The 12,426-nt window shown below is 60.1% G+C and carries 10 protein-coding genes; all 10 read right to left on the bottom strand.

The window, feature by feature from the left end; genetic code table 11:
• Position 1: 1 nt before the first annotated feature.
• The 10 genes from B4393_RS02030 to B4393_RS01985 all read right to left on the bottom strand — a co-directional run bounded on the left by B4393_RS02030 (position 2) and on the right by B4393_RS01985 (position 12,409).
• On the bottom strand, positions 2-2,884 hold the full coding sequence (locus B4393_RS02030; RefSeq protein WP_078332712.1) for an MMPL/RND family transporter: 2,883 nt from the start codon (positions 2,882-2,884) through the stop codon (positions 2-4).
• Between the two features lie 24 nt (positions 2,885-2,908).
• The gene (locus B4393_RS02025) at positions 2,909-3,367 is read right to left on the bottom strand and encodes an MmpS family transport accessory protein (protein ID WP_078332711.1); all 459 of its coding nucleotides are present in this window, start codon (positions 3,365-3,367) and stop codon (positions 2,909-2,911) included.
• Positions 3,367-4,656: a phthiocerol/phthiodiolone dimycocerosyl transferase family protein gene (locus B4393_RS02020; protein WP_078332710.1), complete on the bottom strand. Its 1,290-nt coding sequence runs from the start codon at positions 4,654-4,656 to the stop codon at positions 3,367-3,369. The genes B4393_RS02025 and B4393_RS02020 overlap by 1 nt, the downstream gene beginning before the upstream one ends.
• A gap of 57 nt (positions 4,657-4,713) precedes the next feature.
• Positions 4,714-5,655: an ACP S-malonyltransferase gene (locus B4393_RS02015; RefSeq protein ID WP_078332709.1), complete on the bottom strand. Its 942-nt coding sequence runs from the start codon at positions 5,653-5,655 to the stop codon at positions 4,714-4,716.
• 60 nt (positions 5,656-5,715) lie between these two features.
• Positions 5,716-6,465, bottom strand: a complete 750-nt coding sequence (locus B4393_RS02010; protein ID WP_078332708.1) for a thioesterase II family protein — start codon at positions 6,463-6,465, stop codon at positions 5,716-5,718.
• A gap of 97 nt (positions 6,466-6,562) precedes the next feature.
• The gene (locus tag B4393_RS02005) at positions 6,563-7,333 is read right to left on the bottom strand and encodes an SDR family NAD(P)-dependent oxidoreductase (RefSeq protein ID WP_078332707.1); all 771 of its coding nucleotides are present in this window, start codon (positions 7,331-7,333) and stop codon (positions 6,563-6,565) included.
• 39 nt (positions 7,334-7,372) lie between these two features.
• The gene (locus B4393_RS02000) at positions 7,373-8,638 is read right to left on the bottom strand and encodes a beta-ketoacyl synthase N-terminal-like domain-containing protein (protein ID WP_078332706.1); all 1,266 of its coding nucleotides are present in this window, start codon (positions 8,636-8,638) and stop codon (positions 7,373-7,375) included.
• A 22-nt stretch (positions 8,639-8,660) separates the two neighbouring features.
• Positions 8,661-9,950, bottom strand: a complete 1,290-nt coding sequence (locus tag B4393_RS01995; protein WP_078332705.1) for a beta-ketoacyl-[acyl-carrier-protein] synthase family protein — start codon at positions 9,948-9,950, stop codon at positions 8,661-8,663.
• The gene (locus tag B4393_RS01990; RefSeq protein ID WP_078332704.1) at positions 9,947-11,089 is read right to left on the bottom strand and encodes a beta-ketoacyl synthase N-terminal-like domain-containing protein; all 1,143 of its coding nucleotides are present in this window, start codon (positions 11,087-11,089) and stop codon (positions 9,947-9,949) included. Before B4393_RS01990 ends, B4393_RS01995 begins: the two co-directional genes overlap by 4 nt.
• Positions 11,090-11,095: 6 nt before the next feature.
• Positions 11,096-12,409, bottom strand: coding sequence for a beta-ketoacyl-[acyl-carrier-protein] synthase family protein (locus B4393_RS01985; RefSeq protein WP_078332703.1), 1,314 nt, complete (start codon positions 12,407-12,409; stop codon positions 11,096-11,098).
• Positions 12,410-12,426 lie beyond the last annotated feature (17 nt).

Here is a 12,426-nt window from a genome sequence, read left to right as displayed (position 1 = left end):
ATCACGCCCCCTTTGACGCGCTCGTGAGCGCTGCGTTAGAAGTATGCGCCGGGCGCCAACGAACGACTCGCGGCCACCAGAACCATGGGCCCAGAATCCTCGCGATCGCTGGGACGATAAACGAGCGCACAATCAGGGTGTCAAGCAGAAGGCCTACACAGATAATCGAGCCTACTTGCGAGATGGCGCGTAGATCATTCGGCACCATGGACAGCATGGTGAATGCGAATACCAAGCCGGCGGCTGTCACAACACCACCGGTTGACCCGACCGACCGTATGATCCCAGTCTGAATTCCGCCGTGCAATTCTTCCTTCATTCGTGCGATTAACAGCAGATTATAATCCGAACCCACCGCGACCAAGAGGATAAAGGCAAGAGGCAGGACCATCCAGTGCAGGTTCAGGCCAACTATGTGCTGCCAAATCAATACACCCAATCCAAAAGCTCCCGAGAAGGAGAAGGCTACTGTGCCGATAATGGTGCACGCGGCAATTATGCTCCTCGTGATGATCAGCATTATGACGAAGATCAAAGTGAACGAGGCGATAGCCGCGATCAGCAGATCGGACTTTACATATTGTTCGATGTCTCGATAATTCGAGGCCGAGCCTCCGAGGTAGATCTTCGCCCCGGCGAGAGATGTGCCTTTCAGCCCCTCATAGGCGGCCTTTTCGATGGCATTGACATGGGCTACCCCCTCGGGGCTCAGGGCCTCACCGTCATGGTTGATGATGAACCTGGCCGCGGTGCCGTCCGGCGAGACAAGAAACCGGAGAGCAACCTGAAAGTCAGTATTACTGAAGATATATTTCGGCGCATAGAAGAGGTCGTCATTACGGGAATCGTCAAAATCCTGACCGATATCGATCATGTCGTTTGCGTCATCGGCCGCGGTGTAGGTGTTCAGCGCCTGGGTGCCGCGCGACTTGACCATCATCCCGCGCATGATGGTCATGTCACTTAATGCCATGCGTGTCTGCGCGAGCATGCGGGGCAGCAGCTGGTCCATGACCTGCATGGAGGCCAGCGCCTCCGCTGTCAGTGCCGTCATCCCGTCGATGCTGTCCATCGAATCGAACATCGAGCGCCCCATCCAGCAAATGGGGATGTCCGCGCAGTGCGGTTCCCAGTAGTAGTAGTTCTTAATAGGTCTGAGGAAATCGTCGACGGCACTGATGTTTATTTCCACCTGGTCGGCGAGTGCCTTCATCTCCTCCATTGTCCCCACCATGTCATGGGTGAGTTGCGTCATTTGATCCATGAGCCCAAGAATTGTCTGCATGATCGAGATGGTGTGATCCATGACGGCCACTTGGTTATCTAAATCTGCTACTTGGTTCTCGGTAAATGGCAGCTGTTGACCACTGCTACTACCCTGTCCCGCCAGTATGTTGGCGATTGACGCGCGCTCCATTGGACGGCCCTCGGGCCGGGTGATGCCTTGAACTTGGGCAATCCCAGGCGTGTGGAAGATGGTCTTGGCGATATGATCGAGTGAGATGAAATCCGCGGGATTTCGCATGTCGTGATCGGATTCGATCAAGAGCATTTCCGAGTTCAGTTTTCCGCCGGCGAAATGCCGGTCCGAGGCCATGAATCCGGCGTTGGCTGGGGTGTCGACCGGCTGGAAGGCCCGCTCGTTGTAGCTCACCCGGTAGGACGGCAGAAATACGGCTCCCACCAGTACGGCCGCACTTGAGGCCACCAGCACCGGCTTTGGCCAGCGCACGACGATCGTGCCCACCCTGCGCCATCCCCGGGACTGCCCGCGGGTTGGCCGGGGGTCGAGAAGACCAAATTTACTTGCGATTGCGAGCAGGGCCGGGCCGAGCGTCAAAGCCGCCGCGACGGTGACCAACATGGCGATGGCGCAGGCCGGCCCCATCGTGTTGAAGTAGCCAAGCCGCGCAAAACCGAGGCAGAGGCATGCGCCCGCAATGGTGAGCCCCGACCCCAGAATGACGTGCGATACGCCGTGAAACGTGGTGTAGAACGCGCGGTCCCGATCCTCGCCCGCATTGCGCGCCTCGTGATACCTGCCGAGCAGAAAGATGCCGTAATCCGTTCCGGCCGCGATGATGAGTGATTCGACCATGCTGGTCGCGAATGTCGATATGCCGATGATGTTGTGCACCACGAAAAAAGAAACAATGCCGTTGGATACCGTGAATTCAAAAGCGACGGTAATCAATATCAACAGCACGCATGAAATGGAACGGTAAACCAGGACCAGCATGATGATGATGACGGCAATCGTAAAAAGCAGCACCCGCTTCATACTTTTGTCGCCGGCGTCAAGCAGGTCCGCAGACAGCGGAGCCGCTCCCGAGACGTACACCTTGAGTCCGGGTGGGGGCGGGGTTCGCTCAAGGGTATTTTGCACCGTCTTGCGCAGTGCGATGGTGGACTCGTTGGCGGCGGCCTCGCCGATATCGCCGACCAAACGCAGCATCACGTAGGCGGCCTTGTTGTCGGGACTCTGACTGCCCGCGGCCGTGATCGGCTTACCCCACATGTTCATGATGAACTGAACATGCTGCTTGTCCGCGTCGAGCAAACGGATCAACTCGTCGTAGTACTTGTGGTCGGCATCCCCCAGTATTCGCCCCTCGGTCTCCAGCAGGATGTAGGCGAGGCTCGTGGAAGTCGATTCTTGAAACTTCTCGCCAATGTGCAGCATTGCGCGCTGCGAAGGCGCATCCAGGGGAACCATTGGCCCTGCGTGTTGCTTTGTCACACCGTCGAGCTTGGGGACTAACAAGCTAGCCGCAACGGCAGCGCCGACCCAGAAGAGGACGATCGGGATCGCGAGCACCCGAACAGCGTGCGTGACGAAAGGGCGCCTTTCGCCGCGGTCGGGCCCCACATGCTTGTTACCCACGGGCCACGTCGTCTCGTGCGGTGGTCATGCCGACTTCACCTTGCATGCGACCGATCCCTGCTCGCGACTCTGGACCTGTTCGTCGCGAACCTCGCCGTTGACGATGATCCTGCAACCGAGTTCATCTCTCGTTGACTGGGCCATGAGATTGGCCAACATCGATGTACGCGTCGTGACTTCTTCGTGCGTCCAAGGCAACGTCGTGAAGTCGACACGGTGTGGTCTGCTGTCGACGTCGAGGTAAGTGAGCGTCCCTGTGCCCGCGGATTCCCCGAACACCATGTAGACCACATGCTTAGGAGCGAACGACGGGAGCTTCGGTGCGCCCTTCGGACTCACCACCGGCCCCGACGGGGCAGATAGTTCACGCACCTTCGCGACGGATACGAATGCGAGCGAGGCCACGACCGCTATCACCACGACCAACCAGCCGCGCCGGACAACATTGCGCCCGAACGCACCGAGCCCTCGAGGGAACGCCATCAGACGCGAGCGTCTATCGCCGCGGTCAGTTCGTCTTCGATGTGCGCGAGAAGCTCATCGCTCTTTTCGTAACTTCCGGCTAGGAAACCCACCCGCAGTCGTTGATTCAGCGAGTCAATCGTGTACACCGAAACTTCCCGACCGTACAAGAACGTATAAATAGCTGGCCCCAATGCCGATGCATGACTGGACGTGATGTCGTCCACGACCAGATTCCCCGGTAGGCGGGGAACACGAATTCGACCTAGCTGGGTGGCATGAATTGCGCCACCAAAAGACTTATCAGCGAGAAGCTTCGTTGGCTCATTTCTAACACGCGTTCGGTGAATTGTGCCGTCCGCTAAGTCCCTGTCGAATTGGACATGTATCTTTCTGGCGAGTGTGACGAGGTCCGGCCCGATCTCAACATCGCCGAACCATGCGTTGGAGAGCAAGTTGGTCGCTTCGGTGGGGGCAACCGGAGGCGTCACACAGTCACGAAGATCTACCGGATAGAAATACAGTGGGACTGGGTCGCCAGCGCGGACATGCGCACGAATCAGCGCTGCGGATACAAGCGCGTTGATCGAGATGCTTTCGATATTGCCGAGGCGGGCGAGGCTTGCTCTGCCGAGTTTTTCCAACGTCATCTGTTTGGCGAGCGCGGGCTCCCGAGGGGGCGGGAGTTTCTGGGCAAGCGCGGCCTCATCCCACAGCGGCACACGCAATACTTCATCCGCCTTCACGCTCGGATCCGCGCCCGGATACTGAGTGCGGTTCAGGAAGTACTCCCCCGACTGTGGGAATTTTTGGGTGAGGATCGGCGGGAACTGCCCTTCCTCGACGCGCTGAACGTAAAGGCTCCAAAACTCGATGAGGATCGCAGATCCGTGGCGGCCGTCCGCGATTGAGTGGTGGACGAAGAACGTTACGCGGGCCTGGCCGTCCCCGAGAAGCAGATCGACGTAGAAAAGCTGCTGCGTCTGATCGAATACGGCCTCACGCCCAGTGGACCGGGTCCCAAGGTCTTCTCCCTCGAATACGCGGATCGATTTGGGCGGTTGGTGCGTCGCCACAAACTCGGGGACTTGATCATTCTTACGGATGATGCTTCGCAGGGATTCGTGGCGGAGCTGCATCTCAATACAAGTGTCATTCAGCGCCTCGATATTTAAATCCCCCGAGATAAGCATTGACTGCCCGCCGAAATGACCAAACCCAAAAGTGAAGTATGTCTCCAGGCGGCTAAGTGGACGAATTGGCTCCCCAGGCGCGTCCACCGTGCCCTGATGCGGTCGCGTGTCTGTCACGTTGCCTCCTTTCTCGGCTATTCACCCTGTTACGCATAGTGTTCGCACGGAACGTGGCTAATCAATGGCGAACTCGCCGGTGAGCAACTCCACGTCCCCCGGCTCGCGGATGGCGACGGTCTGAAATTTTGCGTCCAAACGGTCCGCCAGACGGGTCAACGGTCCGCTTGGTGCTAGTTCGATGAACAGGGTGTCGGCGGTTCCTGCCTCGGCGATCGCGGCAGCGCAGAGGTCCCAACGGACCACCGAGTTGATCTGGGCGATCAACCGCTTTTTGAAGTCCACGGGACCTTCGATGATCGCCCCGTCGCTATTGCCGATCATGGGAGATGACGGTGCCGAAACCGGACAGCTGTTCACTGCTTCCGCAAACGCGGATATCGCGGAATCCATCGCCGACGTGTGAAAGGCGCCCGCCACATCCAGTTTCATGACACGCATGCCCTCAGGTGGTGCGTCAGCAAAACTTTCGACGGCGTCGAGAGGCCCGGCGACGACGAACTGGTTGCAGCCGTTGCGGTTTGCGGTTGACAGGCCATGTTCATGCGTCTTGGCCACAATCTCTTCATCTGACGCGCCACCCCGTTTCGTCGGCATCACCGCGGCCATACCGGTAGCGGCGAGGGCGCATGCCGACGACATCGCACCGCCCCGCACGCCGGCCAACGTCAGCGCGGCCTCCTCAGTCAGATAGCCCGCCCCAACCCCAGCGGCGAGCTCGCCCACCGAGTGGCCGGCGAATAGTGCGCCGTCTCCGGAGATGTCGACTTTCTCACGCAGCAGGCTCAGCGACAGCAGGGCCGCCGCGATGATGACGGGCTGAGCGACGGCGGTATCACGTAAAGAGTTCTCATCTCTGCTCGCGGTCACCAGGTCGAACTTGACCCCGTCAGACCAGAGAGCGATGCGATCGCGCGCATTGGGCAGGGCTAGCCAAGGATCGAGCATGCCCGGCTTCTGCACACCCTGCCCGGGGGACGTGACGATGTAGTTGTACACATTTCCTCGCTTTCCCAGTGGGGTCAGAAATTCTGCGGCAGAAGCTTTTTGCATAGTCGCCTAGATGATTGGGCTGACGTTGAACGCCTGGATGAGGCAGGCACTTACTTCGTCGATGTGGTCTTCCAAGTAGAAGTGCCCGCCGCCGCGGAATATCCGCAGATCGAAATTGCCACGTGTGTGTTCGCGCCACGAACTCACCCGCTCCTGTGGGGCCAAGACGTCGTTGTCACCGATGAGCGCGGTGATATCGCACGCGACGGTCGCGTCGGGCGGTGGGGTGTATGTCTCGCCGGCAGTGAAATCGCTTCGCAGCACCGGTAAAAGAGCGCTGAGGGCCGAGGGGTCGTTGAGGATTTCGGGTGGCAGGCCACCCAAAGCCGCTATCCGTTCGATTCCTTCGGCTTCGTTGAGTAGCCGGTAACCGAGATCGACCACCTTGGACGGTGCCACGATGCCGGACACCACAAGTTTGCGAACGGGCAGCCTCTGCGCAACCTCGAACGCGATGTGGCCACCGAGGCTGTGACCGAACAGTACGTCGTGCTTATCGCTAGCGGGTAGGGCCGATGCGATGCCTTCTGCGAGCAGGGGAACTGACTCTATCGGCTTCTCGCGCAACCTATTTCCCCGCCCCGGATATTGCACGGCGAGCACTTCGGTGTCGACGGGCAGCATCTTTGCCAATCGCCTGAAGTAACTGGCGGAACCGCCTGCATGGGGGAAACAGATCACCCGCGTCGCACCGTTCCCGTCGCGGAGCCTGCGCAGCCAAGGATTGCCAGGCAACAACTCATCGGTCCTGCGCACCTGTCCTCCTTGATCTGTCGAGGCGTCCGTCTGTGATGAAACCCGGCGGATGCTGTGTGAGAAATGCTGTTGCGTTCGCGCTCTTCGCCTTTGAGCGCTATTTCATCTTGTACCCGCCGTCGATATGGAGAACCTCGCCCGTGATGTAGGTGTTCTGGCGGCTCGCGAGGTACAGGACAGCATCGGCGACTATTTCCGGCTTTGCGAAGTCTTTGGCCAGTATCTGGGCCTTCAAGCGTTCGAAGGTGGCGGGAACATGAGTACGCGTAATCTCCGCCATGTCGGTGTAGATAACGCCTGGCGCCACCGCGTTCGAGATGATGTTTCGCGACGCGAACTCGACGGCTATGGCTTTGGTAAACGACTCCAAGCCACCTTTGGTTGCGGCATAAGTAGATTGGCCGCTATCGGGCTTGTCGGCGGCCACGGAGGAAATATTGATGATTCGTCCGTATCGCTGGCCCAGCATGTGTGCGACGACAGCTCTCGTCATCCGGATGGGGCCAAGGAGGTTGGTGGCCACCGTCTCCTCGAGATAGTCCGGGGCGATGTCAAGGAGCAGGCCGGCTCCGTGGGTGCCCGCGTTGTTCACGAGGACATCGATCCGGCCGAATTCGGCGTGCACGGTATCCGCTAGTAGCTCGGGCACTGCCGGATCGGCTATGTCGCCCTGACAGAGGAGGACCCGTCTACCCAATGCAGATATTTTTTCGGCGACCTCTTCTGCTGCCGGTTTCGAGTTTCCGTAGTGCAATGCGATATCCGCCCCATGTTCGGCAAGCGCCAATGCGATGGAACGTCCGATTCCGCGTGAGGCCCCGGTGACAAGCGCAGCCTGACCTTCAAACTCTCTGCCGCTCAAAGACACGTTTCTCCCTGGTTTGTGATGCTCAAGTGGTCCTGATGTTCAGGCCGCGCCCGCTGCGCCTGGACGTTCGGCCAGTACCGCACTGGAGATTCCGTTGAAGTTGGTATAGGTGCCCAGAACTGAGTCGATCCGCTGCTTTCGGGGTCCGCCCTGTACGAACTCCAGCTGATCAGACAGTGGATCCCCGAGATGGGCGATTGCCGGCAGAGTATTTTCGCTGAAGATTCGCCCAGCCAGTGCCAGATCAACCAGCGGGCCGGCCGCACCTGGTGTGCCGGTTATCGGCCGAACGGTAGATACGGGTATGCCGCTGCCCTTGAACAAGGTGGTGATCAGTTCGATCTCGGCGAGGTCGTAGCCGGGGGCCGCCTTGCCGTCGGCCAGCACCGCGCCGAGTTGCTCTGTCCCAATCCCGTTCTGGTGCAGCATGTCACCGTAACGGTGGGCGATGCGTGCGGGCCCGGCGCCGCGGCTGCCCGAAACGACAACCGTGTCAGACAATTGGACCAGCGGTGTGGCACCGCGCGCGGTCGCGTCTCGCGAGCGTTCCAACACCAGCGCTACCGCGCCCTCGCTCAGGACCGTTCCGTCTTGCGCACTATCGAAACTCCGCAGCTGGCCGTCGCCGCCAGCGTCTTTGCTGAGATGGCCCAGGCGGTAATGCCCGGCCAGCGTGAGTGGTTCGTTGTAGCTGCCCGCACCCACTACCAGCGCGATATCGCAATGCCCGTTACGCAGACTGAACTTGGCACGTTGCAGTGCGGTGACCGCCGCGGATTCGCCCTGGACCAGCGCTGCGCAATCCCCGCGAAGCTCATGGACGATGCTTACCAATGCGAGCGTGTTGTTGTTAAGGGCATGAATGATGGTGAACGGATCAAGCCCTCCGTTCATGAGTAGCTCGTTTGTCAGTGCGCCGAAATCGATTTCGCGGCCCTCACCCAGTTGTGTCAGTCCTCGAGCGAAAGTTCCGATGCTGGGTGTAGTGGAATTGTCTTGTGCGACAAATAGTCCGCGTCGATGGTCATCGATGGTCGCCCAGCCAGGTCCAGCCTCGGCGATCGCATCTTGAGCTGCCAACACCGCGTTGAAGGTGTATGGGGTGCCGTATTTCCGCTGTCTGTGTGGCACTGCTTCACGGCTTTGTTCCACGACCTCAGCCGGTACATGGCCGAAATGCGTGATCCGGCGCGTGGAGACCAGCGGATCGAGGTACGGCGAGATAGCCGGTTTCCCGTCAGTCCAAGCGTCCCACAAGGGCGTGATGTGACGACCCGTCGGCAGCACCACGCCGGTTCCGGTCACGACTATTGATTGATCTGAATGTTCAGTTGTCATAACGGCGTACCACCAGAGCAGCGTTGAGCCCACCAAACCCGAGCGAGTTGTTGATTGCCACCTCGATATCGGCCTTGCGGGCCTGGCCAGGCACATAGTCAAGGTCACAGGCCGGGTCGGGGTTCTCCAGGTTCAGGGTCGGCGGAATGATTCCGTCGCGCAACGACAGCACCGTCGATATCAGCTGTTGGGCGCCCGCCGCGGCGAGCATGTGACCCAGCATCGTCTTGATAGAGCTGACCATGAGTGAGCGGTAATGCTCACCGGTGCGGAACACTTCCTTGATCGCCGCTGTCTCGGCCGCGTCGCTCAGCGGGGTGGATGTACCGTGCGCACTTACATAACCCACCTCGGACGGGGCGACTCCAGCATCGGCAAGGGCACGCTGCATCGCCAAAACCGACCCGCCTCCTTGCGGATGCGGTGCGGTCACCTGATATGCGTCCAGCGAGCTGCCAAATCCCGCCACCTCGCCGTACACGTGCGCACCGCGCGCCAGCGCCGACGACTCGCTCTCCAAGAGCACCATTGCCGCCCCCTCAGCGGTGACCATCCCGCTGCGGTCGCGGTCAAACGCCCGGCACAGTCGGTCGCCGTAAAGTTTTGATGTTGATGGGGCGCCGAGCAGGTACAGACTCGTCATTATCGGCAGATTCAGTGGGCTAACCGCTCCCCCGGCGATCACCGCGTCCGCTTCCCCGCGCCGGATCATCCGGAAGCCGTGCCCGAGTGCGTGTGTTGCTCCGGCGCACGCCGTATTGAGGTTCAGCGTGGGACCAGCTAGGCCGGAGCGCTTAGCGATTTCGGTCGCCAAGGCATCTCCAGTGGCCAACGGCGCGTGGGACCGGTCAAGGCCGATCTGCTGTTCGTGTACGCGTTTCCAGTCCACGACCCCATCGACATACGCACTCAACAACTCTCCCGATTCACGTTCTGGCATTTCCGAGGCGATCGAAACACCGACGCGGCCCAGTGCCGCGGCGTTCGTCACACCGGCGTCCTCCAGTGCTTGCTGCGCGGCCGCGAGGCCGAACCGGGTGCGCTTCTCCATCGGCGCACCGAAATCGGGAAACAACGCGGTGAACGCTTGATCGTCTACCGGTGCCGCGTAGCCGACGGGAAAGTTCGGAACATCCGGCGGCGACCATGCCTGTATTGCCGAGCGCCCGTTTACCAATCCGTCCCACATGGACTGCCAGTTCATGCCAAGGCCACAGACCACGCCAAGGCCCGTCACCAGTACACGATTGCCGTGTCTGGGCTGGTTCACATCGCTCATCGCGCCACCTTTTCCACTACGACAGCGCAAACCTGTCCTTGGACACCGCAACTGAGCACCACAACCGCCTGATTGTTTGACAGTGATTCTTCGGACACGGCATCGTCGCCGTTTCCGTTCACCGGGAGCAGCCGTAGCCCGCGCAGCAGTCCATGCCGGGCCAACAACACGTGCACCAAGGGCTGAGCGGGCCCGGTTACTCCGATAGCCTGCTCCGCGGAGAACACCGGTGCCTGGTCGTTGAACACGCTGCTGATCGCGGCATGCTGCGCGTGGGCCACCTCGTCCGTCCATGGGCTATCGGCCAGGATCCAGCCCACGTCCTCAACCGATATTTCGGCCACGTGCAACGCATTTCGCAGTGTGTCGGCGAGTACCTCGGGGCGAGTCTGGCTGGTAGCGAACCCACGGCTGTAACCCGTGAGTACAACATCGCTGGACTGTCCGACACTAAAGAATGCCGCCGCTTCGCCTGGGATCGCTCCGTTCCAGTCCAGATCGTCGTATTGCAGTGCCAACCACGGGGATATAGACGGGCTTACCGCGCCGACCAACGCGCTCTCACAGTCGCCTTCGGCAACTGCGAGTGCGCCTTCGATCAGCGCCTGCATGCCTGCGTCGGAGAAGGGCGAATACACCGATGTAGGACCGGTCAACCCAAACAGGATTGCGATATGGCCAGCCACCGTGTTGTTCGAATCTGTCAGCGCGAAGAACGGTGGAATATCTCGAAGATACAGCTCGGCGATCTTTTCGGGATCTTGCGCCACCTCGCCAAGGTCAGGCGTATCACACTGCGGCAGTAGAGGACTGAGAACCATGGGCAGTCCGAGATAGGCGCCCCACTCAGGGCGGCCAACATCTGAGATGCCCTTCAGCGCCAGTTGGGCCCCATACATCGCCAAGCGAGTTTGTTTCACCGTCGTGCGCAGTGCTTTTCGGTGGATGCCAAGTGTCGACGCATCTGGATCGGGAACTGCGAAGACTTCAGGAAGCTCGGACCACGATCCGAACATGAATTCGTTTGGGACAGTGCTCTTTTTTCCTACTCGCAGTGCTTCCCATACGGTCTCCACGCCAAGCCCGGTTGCGGAATACAAGCCCGGATTACACAGTCCTACCGCCAAGCGTTGATTCATCGAGTGTCACGCTTCCTTTGCCAGGATCAGTGTGCAGTTCATGCCGCCAAAGCCGAAGGAGTTGGAGAGCACGGTGTCGAATTCGTGGTGCCGTGCCTTGGTGACTACATCGAGCCCTTTCGTGACATCATCCGGTTCACTGAAATTCAGCGTGGGCGGAATAACCTGTTCACGCAGACTCATCGCCGACAGCACGGCTTCGATGGCGCCACTTGCCGCAAAACCATGACCGAGCGAGGACTTGGTGCTGGTCAACGGAATTGAGGCCGCGTCGGCACCGAACACCAAGTGCAGGGCTGCGGCTTCGCACTCGTCGTTGGCTTGCGTGCCCGTCCCGTGCGCGTTCACATGATGTATGTCTGACGGACTCAGACCGGCATCAGCGATCGCGGCACGCATACATTCCGCGTATGTCGCACCGTCCCGCTCGCTTGAGGTTATCCGTACCGCTTCAGCGGTACCCGTGTAGCCGGCGACCCTTGCCAGCGCCTGTGCACCACGCGCTTCGGCATGCGAGCGTCGTTCCAGCACAAGGAACGCGGCGCCGTCCGCGATGACGAAACCGTTGCGCCCCTTGTCGAATGGCCTGCTTATCTCGTCGCTTGGTTTGTCACCGGTAGGAGCGAGCGCGCCGAGCGCGGCGAAAGCCGTGACGATGCTGTAGGTAGTCAGTCGCTCGGCGCCGCCGACCAGCGCCACATCCAATTCGCCTGAGCAAATGTGCCGGTAACCGCTGCCGATCGCCACACCGCCCGCGGCACACGCCTCCGCATGAGTCACCAGCGGCCCACCGAGGCCGAAATACTCGGCCAGAGAGGCGGTCATCGTATCCGGAAGAAACTGCAGAATTTCATCCGGAAGATCCGATACGGCCTCGAGATGGTCCAGGTAGGCGTCGAGATCGAACGTGCCGGCCTGCCGGTCATAGAGCCGGGACAGATCCGCGAGTGTGTCCGGCGCGAAGGCCAGCTTGTTGCACGCGGCAAACACACCGACCCGGTCGCTGCCCGCAAGGTTAGGCAGACCACTGCGCTTCCAAGCCTCCACCGCCGCATGCCATCCGAGCACGCCAGCCGCACCAACCCGGGCTGCCTGCTCCGGCAAAGCGCTGGCCAGCTTGCGCACGGTTTCCTCATCGACATGCCCAGAAGCCGACGCCGGCAACTCGGCATCGCGATGCTCTTGGTGTTGCCGGATGAAGGAGACACCGTCATTCAACTGCCAAAATAGCTCCTCGGGATCGGTAACCGTACCCGCGACAAGTCCAATCCCTGTGATGACTACATCGTCGTCATCAGGTGACCGTTTCTGTAGCTCCATCTGTGCAGATGCTTTAG

The organism is Mycobacteroides franklinii, assembly GCF_002013895.1.
Lineage (GTDB): Bacteria > Actinomycetota > Actinomycetes > Mycobacteriales > Mycobacteriaceae > Mycobacterium > Mycobacterium franklinii.
Note: the sequence above shows the minus strand (reverse complement) of the source record. Positions and strands in the feature narration are given on the sequence as shown.

Excerpts from the sequence above, each read along its gene's own strand:
- B4393_RS02025 (WP_078332711.1), bottom strand. The coding sequence starts at position 3,367 with ATGGCGTTCCCTCGAGGGCTCGGTGCGTTCGGGCGCAATGTTGTCCGG.
- B4393_RS01995 (WP_078332705.1), bottom strand. The coding sequence starts at position 9,950 with ATGAGCGATGTGAACCAGCCCAGACACGGCAATCGTGTACTGGTGACG.
- B4393_RS01990 (WP_078332704.1), bottom strand. The coding sequence starts at position 11,089 with ATGAATCAACGCTTGGCGGTAGGACTGTGTAATCCGGGCTTGTATTCC.
- B4393_RS01985 (WP_078332703.1), bottom strand. The coding sequence starts at position 12,409 with ATGGAGCTACAGAAACGGTCACCTGATGACGACGATGTAGTCATCACA.